Origin of the sequence: Paroceanicella profunda, assembly GCF_005887635.2 — a bacterium.
GTDB classification, from domain to species: Bacteria; Pseudomonadota; Alphaproteobacteria; order Rhodobacterales; family Rhodobacteraceae; genus Paroceanicella; species Paroceanicella profunda.
In genome coordinates this window covers 2,315,441-2,337,301 of sequence record NZ_CP040818.1, presented here as the reverse complement: position 1 = coordinate 2,337,301, position 21,861 = coordinate 2,315,441, and the positions used below count along the sequence as shown (strand labels likewise).

Here is a 21,861-nt window from a genome sequence, read left to right as displayed (position 1 = left end):
TCTCCGGCATCTCCCCGGCGCCGGGCCCGGCGGCTCTCCAACGGCATCTCCAACCACCCTCACGGCATGAAATCTTTGACCGGGCGGTGCCGCAGACCACCAGCCGCGCGCCCTTCCCGGCTGACCGGGCAACGTGCCTCTCCCTCGCTCGATACTCCCCTGCGGGGCCGAACAGAGCGGCATGTGGCCCCGGGCACAAGCGGACCCATCCGGCACGACGCACAGGATGCGACGGGTTGCCCGTGGCCCTTCCTGCTGCCTCCACCGGCGGAACATGACGCGACTGCGCCCAGGTCAGGTCAGGTCAGGTCAGGTCAGGTCAGGTCAGGTCAGGTCAGGTCAGGTCTCAGAAGCGATCGAGCAGGCGGCGGAGGTAGTCAAGCTCAGGCTCCGGGCGCTCCTGTTCGCCGGCGCGGCGGCGGATCTCGTCCTGCAACTGGCGGGAGCGCTTCCAGGCCTCCGTGCCGGGGATGTGGACGTCATTGCCGTCGGAATCGCCCTGTGCGCCGGTGGGCCGGCCGAGCGGGTCGCGTGACTCGTCCGGACCGCTCTCCGCGCGCTCCCGACCGCCGGGCGAGCCCTGCTGGTTCTGGGCCTGCTGACGCATCGCCTCGTCCAGCGAGCGCATGCCCTCGCGCAGGTTGTCGAGCGCCTGGGCCTGGTCGTCCACCGCGCCGCCGGGATCGTCATTCTCCAGTGAATCGCGTGCGGAGCCCATGTCGCGTTCCGCCTGTTCGAGCGAACGGCGGGCGCTCTCCGCGGGGTCCTGGCCCTCCTGGCCGGGAACGCCCCCCTGGGGCATGTCGCGGCGCAACTGCTCCAGCAGCTGGCGCAGCGCCTCCTGCTGGCGCCCGAGGGCGCCGCTGCCGTCGCCCTGCTGCTGGCCCTCGCCCTGCTGCCCCTGCTGGCCTTGTTGCCCCTGCTGGCCGAACTGGCGCTGAAGTTCCTCGAAGGTCTGGTCGCCGAGCTGCTGCTGCTCGCGCATCAGGTCCTGCAAGCCCTGCATCATCTGCTCGCCCTGCCCGGGCTGGGGCTGGCCGTTGCGCATGGTCATCTGCAGGTTTTCCATCAGGCGCTGCAGTTGCTGGAGAAGCTCCTGGGCCTCGGCGCGCTGGCCGTTCTCCATCATCTCGTTCATGCGGTCGATCATGTCCTGCAGGTCCTGCATGGACATGTTCGGGTCGGCCTGGGCCTGATCCTGGTCCTGCGGGTTCTGCTGCTGGTTCTCCAGCGCCTGGCGCATCATCTCCTGCAGGTAATCCTGCATGGCCTGCTGCATCTCCCGCATCAGGTTGGCGATTTCCTCGTCGGAGGACTCGGGGTCGTCGAGCGCCTGGGACAGCCGCTCCTGCGCGCGGCGCAGGCGCTCCTGCGCCGAGGAGAGGTCGCCCTCCTCCACCAGAAGGGCCGCGTGCCAGAGCATCTCGGCCACTTCCGGCCGCCGCTCGGCCACGGAGCGGCTTTCGCGCGCGTAGTCCAGCCGGCGGATGGCGGTCCGGGTGGCGAGATAGGCCTTCGTGTTGTCGAAGATGTCCTGCGGGCGGTGGGAGATCGCCTTGAGGAGCTGGCTCACCCGGGCGGCGTTCTGCTCGCTCCACAGGAGGTCGCGGCGCTGTTCGACGAGCGCGCGCGCCAGCGGCTCGTAGAAGCGGCGGCCGGGCAGCACCACCTCGTTCGGGGCGGAGACGGTTTCCTGCCCCGCGGCGTCGCGGGCGTGCAGCACCACCTTCACCGGCAGGCCGGCCCAGGGATGCTGGGAAAGATCGACGATCTCGCGCTCCTCGAACTCCTTCGCGACGCCGGTGCGCGGCAGGGCGAGGTCGAACTCGATCGGCTCGCGCGGCTCCGGATCGGGGATCAGGCCATGGGCGCGCTCGATCCGGTCAAGGTCCAGGGTCACCCGGGCGAAGGCCGAGGTGATGCCGTAATCGTCCGCGCCGCGGTAGAGGAACTGCGCGGCGCCCTCGGAGGTGCGGCTGGGCGGTTCGACAAGCGCGATCTGGGGCGGGGAATCGGGGAGGACGGTGAAGCTCCAGCGGCCCAGTGTGTCCCCCCCGTCGGCAACGGTGACCTGGCCCGCCCGGGTGACGGTGAATTCCGCCTCCGCGAGGCCGGGATCGCCGGTGAAGCTGGCCGGAACGGGCGCGCCGGAAACTTCCTCGGTGAGGGTCGGGGTGGCGGTGCCGCCGTAGAGGCGCAGGGTCACAGTGCTGCCGGCGGGCAGTTCCAGCGTGTCGGCGCCGAACTCGGTGAGGTAGACCACCGGGCGGCCGGTGTAGGCCGGCGGGCTGGCCCAGGCTTCCAGAACCGGTCCTGTCTCCCCGGCGCCGGCGGCGGGCAGCACCGAGCGGGGGTCGAGTTGCTCGCGCACCGTGCCGGAGCCGAACAGAGCGGCGGCCAGGAACAGCACCAGCGCGCCGTAGCGCAGGGCGCGCGGGTCACGCGCGGCGAGGTTGATGTCGGGGAAGCGGGCCCGCGCGCGTTCCGCCTGCGCGGCGACGCGCGCCATGTGGATCTGCCAGATGGCGCGGGCTGCCGGGTCATCCCGGCCGAGGCCATGACGGTCTCCCAGCGCGGCCACCGGGCGGCCGGGCAGTTCGTCGTCCAGCCGGCGCACCGCATCGCCCCGGCGCGGCCAGCGGAAGCCGCGGATGCCGCGCACCAGCGCCCAGCCGAATCCGGCCACCAGCGCGAGAAGCACGAGGAGGCGCAGCCATTCCGGCAGCAGCCCGATCAGCTCCAGCCGCACGAGGGCGAAGGCGAGGAAGGCAATGCTCCACACCGGCCAGAAGGCCTGTGTCACCCGCTCGATGGCGAGGGATGCACGGGTCTGGTCGATCCGCTTGCGCAGGCGCGTGAGACCGTCGCCGGCCTCCGCGCGCGCCGAGGAGTTCAGGCCCCGGGAGGGCCGGGAGGAGGGGGTCGCCTGCGTCTCACCCGTCATTGCACCTCTCAATCGACGGGCGAGGGGAGAAGTCCCGACTCAGCCCATCCACGAAGGTATCGTATCGCGGGAAAGCATTTCCTCAATGGACGGACGTGCCCTGACCACGTCAAAGTGATCGTTCCTGACGAGAACTTCCGGCACCAGCGGGCGGGAGTTGTATTCCGAGGCCATCACCGCGCCATAGGCGCCGGCGGAGCGGAAGGCGACCAGCGCCCCGGCCGCGAGCGGCGGCATCGCCCTGCCCTTCGCGAACGTGTCGCCGCTTTCGCAGACCGGGCCCACGATATCGGCGGGTTCCGGGGCGATACCCGGTGCGGCCTCGACCACCGGCAGCACGTCGTGATGGGCGTCATACATCGCCGGGCGGATGAGGTCGTTCATCGCCGCGTCGAGGATCAGGAAGCGCCGCCCCTCGCCCTCTTTCACGTAGAGCACCTCGGAGACCAGCAGCCCGGCATTCCCGGCGATCAGCCGGCCCGGCTCGATCTCGATCTGGCAGCCCAGGTCTCCCACGGTGCGGCGCACCACCTCGCCGTAGTCGAAGGGCAGCGGCGGAGCCTCGTTGGTGCGGGTGTAGGGGATGCCGAGCCCGCCGCCCAGGTCCAGCCGGCGGATGTCGTGGCCGGCGGCGCGCAGGGTGCGGGTGAGGTCGGCCACCTTGGTGAAGGCGGCCTCGTAGGGGGCGAGTTCGGTGAGCTGCGAGCCGATGTGCACATCGATGCCGATCACCTCGATCCCCGGCAGCGTGGCGGCGCGGGCATAGACCTCCGGCGCGCGGGTGATCGGGATGCCGAACTTGTTCTCGGACTTGCCGGTGGCGATCTTCGCGTGGGTCTTCGCGTCCACGTCCGGGTTCACCCGGATGGCGATCGGCGCGCTGGTGCCCATGGCGGTGGCGATCTCGGAGATCGCCTCCAGCTCCGGCTCGCTCTCCACGTTGAACTGGCGGATGCCGATGCTCAGCGCCTGGGCAATCTCGGCCCGGGTCTTGCCCACGCCGGAGAAGACGATGCGGCTGCCCGGAACGCCCGCGGCCTGCGCCCGGGCGATCTCGCCCCCCGAGACCACGTCCATGCCCGCGCCGAGGTCGCCCAGCAGCTTGAGCACCGCGAGGTTGGAATTCGCCTTCATCGCGTAGCAGATCAGGTGGTCCATGCCCGCCAGCGCCTCCTCGAACACCCGGTAGTGGCGGGTGAGCGTGGCGCTGGAGTAGACGTAGAACGGCGTGCCGACCGCCGCCGCGATCTCCGGCAGGGCGACATCCTCGGCATGCAGGATGCCGTTGCGGTAAGTGAAATGGTCCATCGTCTGCGCACGCCCCGGCAAGAGAAGCGACCGGAGGCGCGGCGGGCGCCCGCGGTCGGGAAACTGGTGTCCGGAGCCACGGGTGCGCCGTGCGGGCCCCGCCGGTCCCTCGATCCGAAGCGAGACGGTTAGCCCGCGGCCGGGCCCGTTTCAACCCCGTTGGCGGCGCGCGGCCCGCCGGCCCGTCGCATGCCTGCGCCGCAGTCACGCCGGCCGGCGCCCCGCACCGGTGCCTTCCGCCCCCTCACGCGCCGGGCACGGCCGGCAGGATCGCGACGCCCGCCGGGCCGGGCGCCCGGTCCGCCCCGGCGGACCGTTTCCCGAGCGGGGGCTCGATGCCCCCCGAGGGGAAGGCTCCTCCGGTTGCGGTGGGCGCCGCGCGCGACGACCTCGCCGCAGGGCGCGGGACGCCTCGGTCAGGTGTCCGATCGACCCGGATCCCGCAAGCGCCCCGGCCGGTCGGTCCGAAGCAGAACCTGCGGGTTGGTGCAGGAGACCCGGGACAGCACCCCTGAGCGGAGCCCTTTCGACCAGCCTCAAGGCCATCGGCGATCGGGAAACCCTGAACTTTGCCGTTCAGGAGCATCTCGCGGACGCTGCCCCTCTGCGGGGCTTCTCACGAACGCTGCCCCCGCGGGGCACCTCACGAATGCTGCCCCTGCGGAGCACCTCACGACCCTGCCCCTGCGGGGCGCTTCACGAACCCTGCCCCCGCGGGGCGACTTGCGACCCTGCCCCCGCGGGGCGACTTGCGACCCTGCCCCTGCGGGGCAAGGCAGGCCCCGCAAGCGCCCCGCCGCGCGGGCGGGGCGCTTGCGGGAAGGGTGCCGTCACTGCACCTTCATGTGGAACACGGACCAGATCCAGTAGTCGTCGTTCATTTCCTTGAGGTCGTCGCGTTCGGCCCGGGGGAAGACGATCTGCGTCGGGCCGAAGCCCCCGATCGCCATCGGATGGCCGTCGCGCTTCAGCGCGAGGATGGCGCCGTTGCGCACGAGGTAGCTCACCGGCACCTCCACCGCGTAGCCGTCCAGGGCCATGGCGGTCACCGTGTCGCCGTCCGCGCCCGCCGCCTCGAGGACCGAGGCAATGCTGGGCCCCTCGTATTCGTGCTCGTCACCGCCCTTGGGGAAGTCGGCGCGCACCTTGATCATGTCGAGCTTCTCGAGGCTCAGGTAGTCGAAGCCCGTCCCCTCCCGGAACTCCACCGCGTTGTGCTCGAAGAACTTGTCGACCCCGGGGTCGAAGCCGCCCCGGTTCGGCTTGCTCACGTCGCCGGTGACGGTGAGGATCACCGGCCCGGCCTGCTGGGCCGCGGCCTCCCGGCCCGTGAGGCTCAGGGCGAGGCTGCCGCCGGCAAGGGCCAGCGTCGCCGCAATGCATAAACCACGAAATTTGAGAAAAATGGCAGACATGATCGAAACTCCCTGGCGACCGCGCGATATGCTCCGCGCCGGTCGCCTTCCCTGTTGCTACGGGTGAGGGAGCCTCGATCCGGGCCGAGCGAGAATCAGGACCGGCCGGGGCCCCTCACTGGATGGCTCCCGGTGCCGGTTCCTGCTGCCCGGCGGGCGGCCTGGGGGCGACGGGGTCGCCCTTCTTGCCGCAGCCGGCCAGCACCATGACCACCGCGAGGAACACAAGCCCGGCGTAGCGTATCATGCGAGATCCTCTTTCCAGCGCGCAACCTGCGCACGAACGCCCGCGGGTGATGTTCCCCCATAGCTTGCCCGACTCGCGACGGAGTTGTCCACACCCAAGACCTCGAACACGCCCTGCGTGATTCCCGCGTTCACCGAGCGCATGTCCTCCAGCGAGAGGTCCGGCAGGTCGCAGCCCCGGTCCTCGGCCATGCGCACCAGCGTGCCAGTGACGTGATGGGCCTCGCGGAACGGCATGTCGAGGGTGCGCACCAGCCAGTCCGCGAGGTCCGTCGCGGTGGAGAAGCCGGAGCCGGCGGCGGCGCGCAGGTTTTCGGCGCGCGGGGTCATGTCCCGCACCATCCCCTCCATGGCGGCGAGGGCCAGCATCAGGCTGTCGGCGGCGTCGAACACCTGTTCCTTGTCCTCCTGCATGTCCTTGGAATAGGTGAGCGGCAGGCCCTTCATCACCGTGAGCAGGCCCACCAGCGCGCCGTTGATCCGGCCCACCTTGGCGCGCACCAGCTCGGCCGCGTCCGGGTTCTTCTTCTGCGGCATGATCGAGGAGCCGGTGGAGAAGCGGTCCGACAGGGTGACGAAGCGGAACTGCGCGGAGGACCAGATCACCAGCTCCTCGGCGAAGCGCGACAGATGCGTGGCGCAGATGGAGGCGACGGAGAGGAATTCCAGCGCGAAGTCCCGGTCCGACACCGCGTCGAGCGAGTTGGCGGAGGGCCGGTCGAAGCCCAGCGCTTGGGCCGTCATGTGCCTGTCGATGGGGAAGGAGGTGCCGGCGAGGGCGGCGGCGCCCAGCGGGCTCTCGTTCATCCGCGCCCGCGCGTCGCGCACGCGGGAGCGGTCGCGCGCGAACATCTCGACATAGGCGAGCATGTGGTGGCCCCAGGTCACCGGCTGGGCGGTCTGCAGATGGGTGAAGCCGGGCATCACCATGTCCGCGCCCGCCTCGGCCTGCGCGACATAGGCGGACATCAGCGCGGTGAGCGCACCCTCCAGCGCGTCGAGCTGGTCGCGCACCCAGAGGCGGAAGTCGAGCGCCACCTGGTCATTGCGCGAGCGCGCGGTGTGCAGGCGGCCGGCGGCATCGCCGATCAGCTCGCGCAGGCGGTTCTCCACGTTCATGTGGATGTCCTCGAGATCGGCGCGGAAGGTGAAACTTCCGGCCTCGATCTCTGACAAGACCGTGAGCAGCCCTTCCCGGATCGCCTCCACATCGCTATCCGTAAGGATGCCCGTGGCGCCCAGCATCGCGGCATGGGCGCGGGAGCCTTCGATATCCTGTCGCGCCAGACGCTTGTCGAAACCGATGGAGGCATTGATCGCCTCCATGATCGCGTCGGGGCCGGAGGCGAAGCGCCCGCCCCACATCTGGTTCGAGGATCTGTCCTTTGTCATACCGCATTCCTGTACACGAGAAGGAAGGGGCGCCATGAAGCAGCTCCGGGCCCCCCTGATTGCCGTCATGCTATACGCGGCGGCGCTGGCCGGCGCAAACCCTGCAGCCGCCGGAGAGGTGACCCCGGCGCTGCTGGCCAGCCTGAAAGCCGGGCTGGCGGGCGACATGCGCAAGCTCGCGCTGCTCGACGCCCCCGGGCGCAGCTATGATGCGACCTTCCGCACAGAGAGCGGCGAGACCCGCAGCCTGGCCGACGAGGCCGGCAAGATCGTGCTGGTGAATTTCTGGGCCACCTGGTGCGCGCCCTGCCGGGAGGAGATGCCGCAGCTCAACGCCCTGCAGAAGGACCTGGGCGGGCCGGACTTCACCGTGCTCACCATCGCCACCGGGCCGAACAACCCCGCGAAGATCGCCGATTTCATGGAGGACGAGGGCATCGACGCCCTGCCCCGCCACACCGACCAGCGCGCCGCCCTCGGCCGGCAGGCCGGCGTGCTGGGCCTGCCCGTGACGCTGATCCTCGACCGCGAGGGCCGCGAACTGGGCCGGCTCACCGGCGGCGCGGACTGGGCCGCGCCGGAGGCCCGCGCCCTGATCGAGGCGCTGATCGCGGGCGAGCCGGCCTCCTGAGGCCCGCCCCCGCGGTCCGGGGTTCGGAACGGCAGCGCCAGCCCTGAGGAAGCCTTCCCCTCGGGGGGCATCGAGCCCCCGCTCGGGAAACGATCCCGCCTGCGCGGGACGGGCGCCCGGCCCCGGCGCGGGAGCCGGGCCCGAACGGTGGCACGAGACACATATCTCAGGCACCGCGGGCGCGCCGACATCCCTCGGCCACATCGGGATGCCGCTCGGGAGCCCCCCCCTCCGGCCCCGCCACATGCCCGGACGGTCGCTCCCCGGCCGGCCACGGCTGGGCGCCCCCGCCTTCAAACGCACTACCGGAACGGGCAACTGGGCAGCATGATGCACAGGCCCGCGCCCGGGCTTGCGGGGTCGCTGTCCCCGATGACCCCCGCCATCAGAAAGCTCATGGGTGTACCCGGCAGATAGCCCGCCCGAGCGGCACGCCTGGCGCGATACAATCCCCGCCCTCCACAAACACCCCTGGCAACCGAACCGCTCCACGTTGCGGCCGGTCGCTCAGCCCCGGAAAAGCCCGGGCACGAAGCACTGCACGCCGGGCACGAAGCGCAGCGCTGTCCCCGAAGGGTCATGCGCGGCGGAGCGGCCTCCGCTGTCGCCCCCCCGGCGCATCACGCGCCCGGGCCGGCAAGCGCCGCGTGGCGGTGGCAGGTCACCACATGGTCGTTCACCATGCCCACCGCCTGCATGAAGGCATAGACGATGGTGGGGCCGACGAAGCGGAAGCCCTCCGCCTTCAGCGCCTTCGACATGGCGCGGGATTCGGGCGTCTCGGTGGGCACGGCGGCCATGTCGGGCCGGGCGGGCTGCAGCGGTGCCGGGCCCACGAAGCTCCAGAGGAAGTCGGAGAACCCCTCGCGCGCCTCGATGCGCTCCCAGGCGCGGGCGCCGTCGATGGCGGCCTCGATCTTGCCGCGATGGCGCACGATGCCGGGGTCGGCCAGGCAACGCGCCACCTCCGCCTCGCCCCAGCGGGCGATGCGCGCGGGCTCGAACCCCTCGAAGGCGCGGCGGAAGTTCTCGCGCTTGCGCAGGATGGTGATCCAGGCCAGCCCGGCCTGGAACCCGTCCAGCATCAGCTTCTCGTAGAGCGCGCGGCCGTCGCGCTCCGGCACACCCCACTCGGTGTCGTGATAGGCGATGTAGAGCGGGTCGGTCCCGCACCAGGTGCAGCGGCTTTCATCGGTCATCGGTTCGTCCTTCCCCGGGCGAGATGGTGTCCGGAACGGACATAGAACACCCTCCTCCGATTCACAAAGCGAAAGGATTTCAGGCGTAGGTGTGCGTCAGGTGGCGCGGGAAGGGGCCGGAGATCATGACGCACGAGGATGGCGGGTCGGAGGACGGGGCAACGCCCGTCGAAGTTCTGGAGGGCTTCGGCGTGCGCCTGTACGAATGGGACCTGGGCAGCGATGCCATGCGCTGGATGGGCGCGGGCGACGCGGTGCCGGACGTGCCGGGCCTGGGCCGGGTGAGCTGCGGCCTCGCCTTCTCCGGGCTGCGCGCGGACGGCGCGGAGCGCGTCGCCTGGGCCCTGCGCGCCCGGGCGGGCGAAACGCGGAGCTTCCGCTTCGCGGTGCCCAGCGGGCCGGTCACGCTGGCCTGGTTCGAGGACACTCTGCGCCGCCAGGGCAGTCCCGGCAGCCGGCGGCTGAACGGCATGCTGCGCCGCATTCCGCCGCCGCGCGCGGACCTGGGCCTGCAAGGCAGCTTCGCGCCGGCCCACCCCGCCCTCTCGCCGGCAAAGGAGGCCCGGGCCGCCCGGGCGCGGCTGCGCGAACACCTCGCCACCGCCCCGCTCGCGGATGACCGCTACTACGTCGTGGTCGGCGTCGACAACCTGCGCGACCTGAACCGCGCCCTCGGCGCGGACGTGACCGACGAGATCATCGAGGAAGTCTTCGCCCGCATCGCCCGCAGCCGCCCGGACCGGGTCACCTGCGCCCGGGTGGCGGGGTCGAAGGTGGGGCTGGCGGTCTCCGGCGTCTCGCCGGAGGAGGTGACGCAGGGGCTGCGCGCCGTCATGGCCTCGGTGGGACGGCAGACCATCGAAACCGGCTCCGGGCCGGTGGCCGTCACCGTCTCCGCCGGGGTGTCGCACACGCCCTGCGGCGCCACCCTGCCGGAGGACCCGCTGGCCGAGGCGCTGGTCGCCTTCGACGAGGGCCGCTTCGGCCGCATCGAGGCGCTGCAGTTCGCCCGGGGCGACCACGGCCAGAGCCTGCAGCGCAACCGCATCACCAGCAGTGCGCGGCTGGTGATGGACGCGCTGGTGGAGGACAGGATCGCCCTCGCCTTCCAGCCGGTGGTGCGCGCCGGCAGCTCCGGCACGGTGGCCTTCCACGAATGCCTCGCCCGGATCCTCGACGCGAACGGCGCCGAGATCCCGGCCGGCAGCTTCATGCCCGCGATCGTGAACCTCGGCCTCGTGCGCCAGGTCGACCGCGCGGTGCTGCGCCACGCCCTCGAAGCGCTGCGCAAATCCCCGACGCTGCGGCTGTCGGTGAACCTCTCGCCCCAGTCGATGCAGGATGCGGACTGGCTGGCGCTGCTGGAGGCCGCCGCCGCCACCGCGCCGGACACGGTGGAGCGGCTGATCCTGGAGATCACCGAATCCTCCGCCATCATCGACCCGCTGCGCACGCTCGACTTCATGTCGCGGGTGCGCGATCTCGGCTGCGCCTTCGCGCTGGACGACTTCGGCGCCGGCTACACCTCGTTCCGGCATTTCCGCGATTTCCGCTTCGACGTGGTGAAGATCGACGGGAGCTTCGTGCGCGGCATCAGCGCGAGCGAGGACAACCAGATCCTGGTGCGCACGCTGGTCTCGATCGCCGATCACTTCAGCATGTTCACCGTGGCGGAATGCGTCGAAACCGCGGAGGACGCGGCCCGCCTCACCGCCATGGGGGTGGACTGCCTGCAGGGCTACCATTTCGGCCGCCCCAGCATCCGGAAGGACTGGTACCGGAGCGATGACAGCGCCGCGCCCGACACCCGCCGCGCCTGACACGGCACGGCGAGAACGCCCGTGCACCAGGGGACCCCGCGGCAGACGCCTGACTGTCCGAGAGGGCGCTTGAGGGACCGTGCCTGACGGAGGCGGGAGAGATGCGCGCCCGGGCCGTCAGGCCGCGCGCATCGCCCGGACGGCGCGCGCGCGCGGCTCGGGTCGTGCCGGAGAGGGATCCGGCACGCAGGGCCGCGCTGATACGCGCTGTCAGGATTTGCCGACCAGCTTGGACAGCTGTGTCTGCATCTCGGCGAGCTGGGATTTCATGTCTTCCAGCTCCGTGTCGCGCGCGACGGAGGCCCGCGGCTCGGCACCGGACTCGCCGGATTTCTCCGCGTCCGAGGCCCGCGCCGCGCCCGCGAAGGGGGCGAACATCCGCATCGCGTTCTCGAACCACTCCATGTTCGTGCGTGCCATGGTCTCGAAATTCGCGAAGGCGGGATTCGCGTCCAGCGCGGCACGCACCTTCTCGCGCATCGCCTCCTGGTTGGAGGCGAACGTGTTCATCGACGCCTCCAGATAGCCCGGCACAAAGCCCTGCAGCGTGTCGCCGTACAGGCGGATGAGCTGCCGCAGGAAGCTGATCGGCAGCATGCTCTGGCCGCGAGATTCTTCCTCGAAAATGATCTGGGTGAGCACGGAATGAGTGATATCATCGCCGGACTTGGCATCATTCACTACGAAATCGGTGCCTTCGCGCACCATCTCGGCGAGGTGCTCGAGGGTCACGTAGGTCGATTTCGAAGTATTGTAAAGCCGACGGTTGGCATATTTCTTGATGACAACCGGCGCTTGTTTCTCGGCATCCAACACGAGGCTCCTCCCCTATCCGCAGCCGGTTGAGACCGGTGCCCGTCATTGATAAGGACCACCTTACAACCGCGATGTGGCATCGCAACGCAATTTTTGCATACGCGAGTGTCCGCCACAGGTTATAGGCTGTTAGAATGCAACGGAAAGAGGACCAGCGGGATGAAGGGTCGGCGTCCGCGGAGGCGGATCCTGAGCGCGCATCTGCCTACCTCGATCTCTGGGAGCGCAACATTTCTCGGCTGGCGGAGGAAGGTCCCGCGCCGGAGACCGCCGCCGCCTGACCGAACGGGCGCACCCAGCCCGCTGATCTTCCACCTCGCCTCGGGCGCCGCGATCCTGGAGAAGGGCGTGGCGCTGGCGCCGCTCGCCGGGGACGACCGGTTTCCCTGGGCGCCCTCCCTGCTCGACCGGGGCCGCGCGATCGGCCCTCTGGACCAGGTGAGCGTGGCGCATGAGGCGGCGCGCCGGCTGGGAGATTTCGTGCGCGGCGTCGAGGCCTGGCAGACGCATCCACATGCCCGCCGCCTCGCCGACCCGCCGGCGCTCTGGCAATCCGGCGCCAGCCGGCTGCTGGACTTCGGCGGCCGCGGGCCGGCCGTGGTCGCCATTCCCTCGCTCATCAACCGCGCCTATGTGCTCGACCTCTCCGCCGAAACCTCGCTGGTGCGCCATCTGGCGGGGCGCGGCCTGCGGGTGTTCCTCGTCGACTGGGGGGTGCCCGGGCCGGCGGAGGCGGGGTTCGACCTCACCGCCTGGCATGACCTGCGGCTGGCGCCGATGCTGGCGGCGGCGCGGGCGGCGGCCGGGCCGGTGGCGCTGCTGGGCTACTGCATGGGCGGCGCGCTGGCCGCGGCGGCGGCGCAGATCGCGCCGGAGAGCTTGCGCGGGCTCGCGCTGATCGGCACGCCCTGGAGCTTCGAGGGGGGGCCGGGCATGGGCCCCACCCTGCGCGGCATGGCGCGCGAATACGGTGCCCAGCGCCTCACCGATGAGCTGATGGCCATGGACAAGGCCTTCGGCGCCGTGCCCTCGGACCTGCTGCAGCTTCTGTTCGCGTTGCTGGACCCGGGGCTCGCCCTGGCGAAGTTCCGCCGCTTCGGCCGGTTCGACCCCGGCTCGCCGCGCGCCCGCCGCTTCGTGGAGCTGGAGGACTGGCTGAACGACCCGGTGCCGCTGCCCGGCCCGGCGGCGGTGGAGATCCTCGTCGACTGGCAGATCCGCAATCTCACCGGAGCGGGCGCCTGGTGGCTGAGCGGCACGCGCATCGACCCCGCCCGCATCCGCCTGCCGGCGCTGGCCTTCTGCTCGCGCACCGACCGGATCGCACCGCAGGCGAGCACCCTGCCCCTGGCCCGCGCCATTCCCGGCGCCCGCCTGCGGGAGCCGCACTCCGGCCATGTGGGGATGATCGTGGGCAGCCGGGCGCGCCGCGAAGTGTGGGACCCGTTGAGGGAATTCCTTGCAGACCCCCCGGACGGGGACCAATATAGACAGAGATGACCCGTGACAGGCCCGGTTCCCGCAACTATGTTGCGCCGCACAACACTTGCGATGGGGAGCCCGCACCGCGGGTCCGAAAGGAGAAACGCATGACGAACGTAGTGATCGCCTCTGCCGCCCGCACGGCGGTGGGGAGCTTCAACGGCGCCTTCGCCAACACCCCGGCCCATGACCTGGGGGCGACCGCGATCAAGGCCGTCCTGGAGCGCGCCGGCGTTCCGGCCGAGGATGTGTCCGAGACCATCATGGGCCAGATCCTGACCGCGGCGCAGGGCCAGAACCCCGCCCGCCAGGCCCATATCAACGCCGGCCTGCCGGAAGGCTCCGCCGCCTGGGGCATCAACCAGCTCTGCGGATCGGGCCTGCGCGCCGTGGCCCTGGCCTGCCAGCACGTGATGCTTGGGGACGCGGATATCGTCGTCGCCGGCGGGCAGGAGAGCATGTCGATGGCCCCGCACGCGGCGCATCTGCGCGCCGGCCAGAAGATGGGCGACCTCAGCTTCATCGACACGATGATCCGCGACGGGCTGTGGGACGCCTTCAACGGCTACCACATGGGCCAGACCGCCGAGAACGTGGCCGAGCAGTGGCAGATCTCCCGCGACATGCAGGACGAGTTCGCCGTGAAGTCGCAGAACAAGGCCGAGGCCGCGCAGAAGGCCGGCCGCTTCGCGGACGAGATCACCCCCTTCACGGTCAAGACCCGCAAGGGCGAGACCGTTGTGGACCAGGATGAGTACATCCGCGCCGGCGCCACGCTGGAGAGCATGCAGAAGCTGCGCCCCGCCTTCACGAAGGACGGCACGGTGACGGCCGCGAACGCCTCCGGCATCAATGACGGCGCCGCCGTCGCCCTGCTGATGACCGACAAGGAAGCCGAGAAGCGCGGCATCGAGCCGCTGGCGCGCATCGTGTCCTACGCGACGGTCGGCCTCTCGCCCACCATCATGGGCGTCGGCCCGATCTACGCCTCGCGCAAGGCGCTGGCGAAGGCGGGCTGGTCGGTCTCCGACCTCGACCTGGTGGAGGCCAACGAGGCCTTCGCCGCGCAGGCCTGCGCGGTGAACAAGGACATGGGCTGGGACCCGGAGATCGTGAACGTGAATGGTGGCGCCATCGCCATCGGCCACCCGATCGGGGCCTCCGGCGCCCGCGTGCTCAACACGCTGCTGTTCGAGATGAAGCGCCGCGACGCCAAGAAGGGCCTTGCCACGCTGTGCATCGGCGGCGGCATGGGCGTGGCCATGTGTGTCGAACGCCCCTGACGCCTGAGCGGGCTTCCGCCGGGGAAACTTCCCCCGGCGGAAGCCGATTTACTGTTTAAACGCTTGAAAAACACGATAGAAAAAGACTGCCTAACAGAGAGGAAACCCTACGAATGGCACGAGTTGCACTGGTTACGGGGGGCTCGCGCGGGATCGGCGCGGCCATTTCGAAAGCCCTCAAGGACGCTGGCTACACCGTCGCGGCGAATTATGCCGGAAATGACGAGGCCGCGGCAAAGTTCACCGCCGAGACCGGCATCCAGACCTACAAGTGGTCCGTGGCCGATTACGAGGCCTGCAAGGCCGGTATCGCGGCCGTCGAGGCCGATCTCGGACCGGTCGACATCCTGGTGAACAACGCCGGCATCACCCGCGACGCGATGTTCCACCGCATGACCCCGGAGCAGTGGCGCGAGGTGCTCGACACCAACCTCTCCGGCCTGTTCAACATGACCCACCCGCTGTGGCCCGGCATGCGCGAGCGCAAGTTCGGCCGGGTGATCTCGATCTCCTCGATCAACGGCCAGAAGGGCCAGATGGGCCAGGCGAACTATTCCGCCGCCAAGGCCGGCGACATCGGCTTCACCAAGGCGCTGGCCCAGGAGGGCGCGCGCGCCGGCATCACCGTGAACGCGATCTGCCCGGGCTACATCGCCACCGACATGGTGATGGCCGTGCCCGAGAAGGTGCGCGAGAGCATCATCGCGCAGATCCCGGTCGGCCGGCTGGGCGAGCCGGAGGAGATCGCGCGTTGCGTGGTGTTCCTGGCTTCGGACGATTCCGGCTTCATCACCGGCTCCACGCTCACCTCGAACGGCGGGCAGTATCTCGCCTGAGGGCGCGGCGCGCTCCGCCTGAGCGCGCCCCGGGGCGGCGGCCTTCCGCGCAGCCGCCCCGAACCACCGGGCAGCCGGGCGCTGCGCCCCCGCCCCTGCCCCGCGCTGCCCCGGAGATGGCCCCGCCCGCCGGCTCCTCCGCCAGATGGGGAAAGGGCTGGCTGCCGCCCGGGCCCGTTCTCCCCTCCGCGCCTGCCGGTCCTCTGCCTCCTGCTCAGGCCGCCGCGCATGGGGGGGCGCCTCCCGACATGCCTGTGCCCGTCTCCGGCCGATGCGTTCGGGCGGCCCCGCGCGCGGCCGATGTTCGGATCTCTCGCTACGGGTTTTCCCCACGCCTTCCGCCGCCTGCGCCCTGCGTGGCTGAGCCGCCTCAGCGCGTCCATGGCGCCGGTGCGGCCGCGCGGCGAAGCCCGCGCGCGCGCCGATTGCTCCTTCCGCGCATTGCGATATTGTGCGCCGCAAATGGAGGCAGGCAATGCGAATCGGAATTCTCGAAACCGGGGATATCCCCGCCTATCTGGTCGACGCCGAGGGCAGCTACCCGGCGATGTTCGCGCGCATGCTGCTGGCGGAGGACCCGCGGCTGAGCTTCCAGACCGTGAGCGTGGTGCATGGCGAAACGCCGTCGGGCCCGCATCAGGCCGATGCCTGGATCATCACCGGCTCGCGGCACGGGGTTTACGACGACCTCCCCTTCATCGCACCGCTCAAGCAGTTCATCAGTGATTGCGTGGCCGCCGGGGTGCCGCTGGCCGGCATCTGCTTCGGGCATCAGATCCTGGCCGAGGCGCTGGGAGGCCGGGCGGTGAAGTCCGAGAAGGGCTGGGGCCTGGGCGCGCAGGACTATCCCTTGGTGAACCGGCCCTCCTGGATGGAGGGCAGCGCCGCGGCCTATACCGGCCTCGCGGTGCACCAGGACCAGGTGGTCGCCCTGCCGGCGGAGGCGACGGTGCTGAGCGCCTCGCCGTTCTGCGAGATTGCCGCCGTGGCCTATGGCGACGCCGAGCGCCCCTCGGCGATCTCGGTGCAGAGCCATCCGGAGTTCTCCCCCGCCGTGGTGCGCGCCATCGTGAAGGACCGCCGGGACAGCGCCGCGATCGGGAAGCCGCTGGCGGACGCGGCCCTCGCCAGCCTGGAGACGCCGCTGCTCGACAATCCCTGGCCGCGCTGGATCCTCTCCGGCTTCCGCCGCTCGCTGGCGGCCCGCGCGGCGTGACGCGCAGGCGTGCCACGCTGATCGGCGGCATCGCCATCCTGCTCTGGTCCTCGCTCGCGCTGTTCAGCGTGGGCGCGGCGCCCGTGCCGCCGTTCCAGCTCAACGCCCTGTGCTTCGCGGTCGGGGCCGGGGTGGGGCTGGGCTGGATGTGGGCCGGAGGGCGGCGGGTGCGGCTGCCGCGCCTTGCGCCGAGGGTCTGGGCGCTCGGGGTCGTCGGGCTGTTCGGCTATCACGCGCTCTACTTCACCGCGCTGCGCAACGCGCCGCCGGCCGCGGCCGGGTTGATCGCCTATCTCTGGCCGCTGCTGATCGTGATCTTCTCCGGCTTCCTGCCCGGCGAGCGGCTGCGCTGGCCGCACCTGGCCGGGGCAACGGTGTCGCTGATCGGCGTGGCGGTACTGCTGGGCGGCGGCGACACGCTGGGCGCCGGCAATGCCCTGGGCTACGCTGCGGCCTTCGCCTGTGCGCTGTTCTGGTCCGGATATTCGGTGCTCAGCCGCCGGGTGGGCGATGTGCCCACCGATTGCGTGATGCTGTTCTGCGCCGCGACGGCGCTGCTCTCCGTCCCCTTCCACCTTGCCTTCGAGGAGACGGCCTGGCCGGTGGGGGCCGCGGGCTGGCTCTCGGTGCTGGCGCTCGGGCTGGGGCCGGTGGGGCTGGCGTTCTACGTGTGGGACGTGGGCGTGAAGCGCGGCGACATCCAACTGCTGGGGGTGCTGTCCTACGCCGCGCCGTTGCTGTCCACGCTGCTGCTCATCCTCACCGGGGTGGCTGCGGCGGAGGAGAGCCTCGCTCTTGCGGCTCTCCTCGTTGTGTGCGGGGCCGCGCTGGCGGCCTGGGGCTCGGCCCGGCGCTGAGGGCGCACCGGGCGGGAGTCCTGCTTCTGCCTAATGGAGCTCCACCGAAAGGCGGGATATCTCCTCCTTGAGGCGTAGTTTCTCGCGCTTGAGCTCGGTCAGTTTCAGGTTGTCCATGGAGGGGCTGCGCGCCTCCATCTCGATGCGCTGCGAAAGCGTCTCGTGCTTCCTCTGAAGTTGGGAGATATGCGAACTCAGGCTCATGGAAGACTCCTCTCCAGTCCGTTGATCGTGCCCTGATTAGAGCATTGATTCTTTTTTGTGTCATCAGCGGAGTTTCGCGCATTGCGCGGCAACTTGCCGATTATTACCCGCTGAGCGGCCCGTTGCGTAATAAAGGAATACACTCCGACCCGCGCCTGCAAGGGTAGCGAGGAAATTCTGAATAAATCGTGATCTTGCACCGCGGCGGTTCCGGGGTATCCGGGAGAGGCCACACGCGCGCGGGCCCGCGACGCGCCAGCCCTTTCGGAGGACGCCATGTTCAGAACCGCCATTCTCGCCGCCGCTCTTGCCTGCCCGGCCGGGCTCGCCCTTGCCCAGGACAGTCTTCCCGCCGCCGAACTGTCGAACCCGATTTCGCTGCGCCAGCACGCGATGGAGAACATCGGCAAGGCCATGGGGCTCGCCGGGGCGATGATGAAGGGCGAGGCGCCCTACGATGCCCGCGTGGCCGACGCGGCGCTGCGCACCTTCAACAACGGCGCCCTGGGCCTGGGGCTGATGTTCCCGCAGGGCAGCGACGGCGGCGCCACCGCCGCCAGCCCGAAGGTGTGGGAGGACGCCGCCGGTTTCAGCGCCGCGGTGCAGAAGTTCATCGACGACACCACCGAGGCCGTGGCCGCCGCCCCGGCCGATCTCGACGCCTTCAAGCCGGTGTTCGGCAAGGTGGCCTCCAACTGCCGCGCCTGCCACGAAGACTACCGCGTCAAGCGCAACTGATGCTGAAACTGGCTGCCGGAGCCCTTGTCCTCGCGGCCGGAGCGGCCTGGGCGCTCAGCGCGCCCGAGACGGTGGAGGCGGGAGACCTGCCCGCCTACACCGCAGACGCGGCGCGCGGCGCGCATGTGTTCACCATCGGCGGCTGCGCCTCCTGCCATGCCGCGGAGGGCGCGGGGGGCGATGCGCGGCTGGTGCTGTCGGGCGGGCGGGCGATCGTGTCGGAGTTCGGCACCTTCCACGTGCCCAACATCTCCCCTGACCCGGAGCACGGCATCGGCGGCTGGAGCGAGGCGCAGTTCGTCGCCGCGATGCTGCACGGCACATCTCCGGAGGGGCGGCACTATTACCCCGCCTTCCCCTACACCTCCTACGCGCGCATGCGCGTGGAGGACCTGCGCGACCTCTTCGCCTACCTGCGCACCCTGCCCGCCTCGGACCGGGCCGACACGCCGCATGACATCCCCTTCCCCTTCTCGGTGAACCGGGCGATCGGGCTGTGGAAGCTGCTCTACCTCTCGCCGGACCCGGTGGTGCCGATGCCGGGCGCGGACCCGCTGGCCGCACGCGGCCGGTATCTCGCCGAGGGCCCGGGCCATTGCGGCGAGTGCCACACCCGGCGCGACCTGATCGGCGGGCCGGTGACGGAAGCCTGGCTCGGCGGCGGGCCGAACCCGGATGGCGCGGGGCGGATTCCGAACCTCACCCCCGGGGGGCCGCTCGGGAGCTGGTCGGCCTCCGACATCGCCTATTATCTCGAGAGCGGTTTCACCCCGGATTACGACAGTGTCGGCGGCGCGATGGCCGACGTGGTGCGCAACACCGCCGCCCTGCCGGCCGAGGACCGCGCGGCGCTCGCCGCCTACATCAAGGCACTGCCGCCGGTGCTGCCCGAAGGCGCGCCCTGACCTGAGCGGATACGCAAAGGACGGCCGGGCGCTCCATGGCGCCCGCAGGGTGGTCCGACCGGAGCGCCCGGCGCGGGCGTTCCGGCCGGATCAGGGCTGCCCCCCGAAGCCGTGTCAGCCCGCCGCCCCGGCGCAGCCGTGTCCGGCGTCTCTGCGCCCCGGTCCGCAGCCGCCCTCTGTAGCGATCGGCGAGACTGCGCGAACTGCCGCTGAGAAGGGGCAAACCTCATGCTGGCGCGGGACGCTCTGGCGGGACGCTCTGGCGGGACGCTCTGGCGGGACGCTCTGGCGGGACGCTCTGGCGGGACGCTCTGGCGGGACGCTCTGGCGGCGCCCCGGTCCGGGAGCGCCGCCAGCGGAGGGTCAGCGGTCGTTCGAATCGTCGCGCCCGGTGCTGCGGCCGGGGGTGATCTCCACGTCCGACAGGCCCAGCCCGTCCAGCACGTTGCGGAAGATGCTTCCGGTCATGCTGTCGGCATCCGGGTCGCTGCGGCGCGGGCGGTCGTCGGCGAAGAGCAGCGCGGGGGATTTCGGCTCCGGCGCGACCACGGGCAGCGGGCGGGCCGGGCGGCCGGCCTCCACCCGCGACATCGTCTCCCGGAAGATCTCCGCCGGCAGGCCGCCGCCGGTGACGCCGGTGAGCGGGCGGTTGTCGTCATAGCCCATCCACACGCCCACCACGTAATCGGAGGTGAAGCCGATGAACCAGGCGTCGCGCGCCGCCGAGGTGGTGCCGGTCTTGCCCGCCACCTCGCGGTCCGGCAGCGCGGCGCGGTGGCCGGTGCCCTGCCGGATCACCTCGCGCAGCATCCAGGTGACGAGGCCGGCCTGCTTCTCGGTCAGCAGTTCCTCCGGCTCCACCCGGTCCGAGCCCATGAGCTCGGCGCCGTCGGCGCGCAGGCGGATCTCGCGCAGGCCGTAGGGGCGCGCCTGCCGGCCCTTGTTGAGGAAGGTGGCATAGACGCCGGTCATCTCCAGCAGGGGCGCCCCGGTGGTGCCCAGCGCCAGCGCCGGCCCGGGCGCCATGTCGCCGCTCATGCCCAGCCGGCGCGCCATGGCCCGCACCTTGTCGCGCCCCACGTCCTCGGACACGCGGACGGCAGCGGTGTTGATCGACTTGGCCAGCGCCGTGGTGAGGGTGATGTGGCCCAGATAGGAGCGGGTGTAGTTCTTCGGCGACCAGGCGCCGAAGCCGGGCACGTCGATGGTGAGCGGCGCGTCCTCCACCAGGTCCTCCGGCGACTTTCCGGCCACGATGGCGGTGGCGTAGATCACCGGCTTGAACACCGATCCGGTCTGCCGCGTGGCCTGGGTGGCGCGGTTGAAGGCCCCGGCGGTGGGGCTGATGTCGCGCCCGCCCACCATGGCGCGCACGGCGCCATCCGGGGAGAGGATCACCACCGCGGCCTGGGCCTCGGAGCCCTCCTTCACCTTGGAGTCGAACACCCGGGTGATCGCGCTCTCCGCCGCGGCCTGGATCTTCGGATCGAAGGTGGTGAGGATGTCGACATCCTCCGTGGTCTGCCGGGTGAGATAGGCCGGGCCGCTCTCCATCACCCAATCGGCGAAGTATCCGCCGGCGCGGGCCTGCGCGGCGCTCGACAGGCGGGCGGGATGTGCGCGCGCATCGGCCACCTGGTCCGGGGTGAGATAGCCCTGCTCGCCCATCAGCCCGAGGATGACGGAGGCCCGGCCCTCCGCCGCGGAGAGATTCGAGGTCGGCGAATAGCGCGAGGGCGCCTTCAGCAGCCCCGCCAGCATCGCCGCCTCGGCCGGGTTCACCTCACGCGCGCTCTTGCCGAAATAGCGCTGCGCCGCGGCTTCGAACCCGTAGGTGCCCGCGCCCAGGTAGACCCGGTTGAGATAGACCGAGAGAATGTCGTTCTTCTCGTATTTCAGCTCCATCGCCAGCGCGATGGGGATCTCCTTGAGCTTGCGCTCGATGGTCCGGTCATTGTCCAGGAACACCACCTTCGCGGTCTGCTGCGTGAGGGTGGAGCCGCCCTGCACCGCGTGGCCGGCGGCGATGTTGGCCACGAGGGCGCGCAGGATGCCCATCGGGTCGACGCCGGGGTGGGAGTAGAAGCGCCGGTCCTCGGTGGCCAGCACCGCGTCGCGCAGCCAGGGCGAGACCTCGGAGGCGCGCACCTGGCCGCCGAACTGGTCTCCGCGCCAGGCGAACACGTTGCCGTCCCGGTCCAGCAGGGTGACGGAGCCGCGCGTGCGCCCGTCCAGAAGCTCGGACACCGGCGGCAGCTGGGAGTAGAAATACCCCGTGGCCCCGCCCACGATCAGCAGCAGGATGAGGCCGACGCGCAGGCCGACCCACCAGCCGATCCGCAGGGTGCCGCGCAGCAGCCGGCGCAGGCCGCGCTCCACGAGCCCGGGCTTGCGCGCCGCCGACGCGGCCTTCGGCCGGGCGGCCTTGTCGCCCGCCTTGCTGCGTCGCCCCGGCTCATGCCGCGGCGCCGGCCGCTCACGCGCCCGGCCGGTCTTGCTGTCACGCGTCATTGCCCGCCTTCGTCTGCTCGATGCTTATTGGTTAACGCACAGGATAAGGCCAAACGCC

18 protein-coding genes are annotated in these 21,861 nt (G+C 70.9%); 9 read left to right on the top strand and 9 right to left on the bottom strand.

Features of this window, described 5'->3' with window-relative positions:
* Positions 1-346: 346 nt before the first annotated feature.
* From FDP22_RS10445 to argH, 5 genes are all read right to left on the bottom strand, one after another.
* On the bottom strand, positions 347-2,944 hold the full coding sequence (locus FDP22_RS10445) for a TIGR02302 family protein (RefSeq protein ID WP_138572706.1): 2,598 nt from the start codon (positions 2,942-2,944) through the stop codon (positions 347-349).
* Between the two features lie 39 nt (positions 2,945-2,983).
* Positions 2,984-4,252 carry a diaminopimelate decarboxylase gene (gene lysA / locus FDP22_RS10440; protein ID WP_138572704.1) on the bottom strand — a complete coding sequence of 423 codons (1,269 nt, stop codon included), beginning with the start codon at positions 4,250-4,252 and terminating at the stop codon, positions 2,984-2,986.
* An 830-nt stretch (positions 4,253-5,082) separates the two neighbouring features.
* Complete coding sequence (locus FDP22_RS10435) at positions 5,083-5,667, bottom strand: putative pterin-binding protein (protein ID WP_138572702.1); 585 nt, start codon at positions 5,665-5,667, stop codon at positions 5,083-5,085.
* A 115-nt stretch (positions 5,668-5,782) separates the two neighbouring features.
* Positions 5,783-5,914, bottom strand: coding sequence for a lipoprotein (locus FDP22_RS25145; RefSeq protein WP_277884131.1), 132 nt, complete (start codon positions 5,912-5,914; stop codon positions 5,783-5,785).
* The gene (gene argH / locus FDP22_RS10430) at positions 5,911-7,305 is read right to left on the bottom strand and encodes an argininosuccinate lyase (RefSeq protein WP_138572700.1); all 1,395 of its coding nucleotides are present in this window, start codon (positions 7,303-7,305) and stop codon (positions 5,911-5,913) included. The genes FDP22_RS25145 and argH overlap by 4 nt, the downstream gene beginning before the upstream one ends.
* 34 nt (positions 7,306-7,339) lie before the next feature.
* Between argH and FDP22_RS10425 the strand changes: the two genes are divergently transcribed.
* Positions 7,340-7,936 carry a TlpA disulfide reductase family protein gene (locus FDP22_RS10425; RefSeq protein ID WP_239031746.1) on the top strand — a complete coding sequence of 199 codons (597 nt, stop codon included), beginning with the start codon at positions 7,340-7,342 and terminating at the stop codon, positions 7,934-7,936.
* Between the two features lie 620 nt (positions 7,937-8,556).
* Here FDP22_RS10425 and FDP22_RS10420 read toward each other — a convergent pair.
* Positions 8,557-9,135: a DNA-3-methyladenine glycosylase I gene (locus tag FDP22_RS10420; RefSeq protein WP_138572696.1), complete on the bottom strand. Its 579-nt coding sequence runs from the start codon at positions 9,133-9,135 to the stop codon at positions 8,557-8,559.
* A 125-nt stretch (positions 9,136-9,260) separates the two neighbouring features.
* Here FDP22_RS10420 and FDP22_RS10415 point away from each other — a divergent pair, with 125 nt between their 5' ends.
* Positions 9,261-10,955 (top strand): EAL domain-containing protein, encoded by a 1,695-nt coding sequence (locus FDP22_RS10415; protein ID WP_138572694.1) that lies wholly within the window; start codon positions 9,261-9,263, stop codon positions 10,953-10,955.
* 210 nt (positions 10,956-11,165) lie between these two features.
* Here FDP22_RS10415 and phaR read toward each other — a convergent pair whose 3' ends face one another.
* Positions 11,166-11,768, bottom strand: coding sequence for a polyhydroxyalkanoate synthesis repressor PhaR (gene phaR / locus FDP22_RS10410; RefSeq protein WP_205910773.1), 603 nt, complete (start codon positions 11,766-11,768; stop codon positions 11,166-11,168).
* A gap of 351 nt (positions 11,769-12,119) precedes the next feature.
* Here phaR and FDP22_RS10405 point away from each other — a divergent pair, with 351 nt between their 5' ends.
* The 5 genes from FDP22_RS10405 (at position 12,120) to yddG (ending at position 17,445) form a co-directional block, all read left to right on the top strand.
* Positions 12,120-13,271, top strand: a complete 1,152-nt coding sequence (locus tag FDP22_RS10405; RefSeq protein ID WP_205910772.1) for an alpha/beta fold hydrolase — start codon at positions 12,120-12,122, stop codon at positions 13,269-13,271.
* Between the two features lie 89 nt (positions 13,272-13,360).
* On the top strand, positions 13,361-14,536 hold the full coding sequence (locus FDP22_RS10400; protein ID WP_138572688.1) for an acetyl-CoA C-acetyltransferase: 1,176 nt from the start codon (positions 13,361-13,363) through the stop codon (positions 14,534-14,536).
* 113 nt (positions 14,537-14,649) lie between these two features.
* Positions 14,650-15,372 (top strand): beta-ketoacyl-ACP reductase, encoded by a 723-nt coding sequence (gene phbB / locus FDP22_RS10395; RefSeq protein WP_138572686.1) that lies wholly within the window; start codon positions 14,650-14,652, stop codon positions 15,370-15,372.
* Between the two features lie 475 nt (positions 15,373-15,847).
* Positions 15,848-16,588, top strand: a complete 741-nt coding sequence (locus FDP22_RS10390) for a type 1 glutamine amidotransferase (RefSeq protein WP_138572684.1) — start codon at positions 15,848-15,850, stop codon at positions 16,586-16,588.
* The gene (yddG, locus tag FDP22_RS10385; RefSeq protein WP_138572682.1) at positions 16,585-17,445 is read left to right on the top strand and encodes an aromatic amino acid exporter YddG; all 861 of its coding nucleotides are present in this window, start codon (positions 16,585-16,587) and stop codon (positions 17,443-17,445) included. The genes FDP22_RS10390 and yddG overlap by 4 nt, the downstream gene beginning before the upstream one ends.
* A gap of 30 nt (positions 17,446-17,475) precedes the next feature.
* On the opposite strand, the gene FDP22_RS10380 is transcribed toward yddG, so the two are convergent.
* A complete protein-coding gene (locus tag FDP22_RS10380) occupies positions 17,476-17,649 on the bottom strand; it encodes a YdcH family protein (protein ID WP_138572680.1) in 174 nt (57 codons plus the stop codon).
* 276 nt (positions 17,650-17,925) lie between these two features.
* On the opposite strand from FDP22_RS10380, the gene FDP22_RS10375 reads away from it, so the two are divergent.
* Positions 17,926-18,387 carry a c-type cytochrome gene (locus FDP22_RS10375; protein WP_138572678.1) on the top strand — a complete coding sequence of 154 codons (462 nt, stop codon included), beginning with the start codon at positions 17,926-17,928 and terminating at the stop codon, positions 18,385-18,387.
* Positions 18,387-19,292, top strand: a complete 906-nt coding sequence (locus tag FDP22_RS10370; protein ID WP_138572676.1) for a cytochrome c — start codon at positions 18,387-18,389, stop codon at positions 19,290-19,292. The genes FDP22_RS10375 and FDP22_RS10370 overlap by 1 nt, the downstream gene beginning before the upstream one ends.
* A 363-nt stretch (positions 19,293-19,655) precedes the next feature.
* Here the strand turns inward: FDP22_RS10370 and FDP22_RS10365 are convergent, their stop codons facing one another.
* Entirely contained in the window at positions 19,656-21,803 is a 2,148-nt protein-coding gene (locus tag FDP22_RS10365) for a transglycosylase domain-containing protein (RefSeq protein ID WP_138572674.1), read from the bottom strand.
* Positions 21,804-21,861 lie beyond the last annotated feature (58 nt).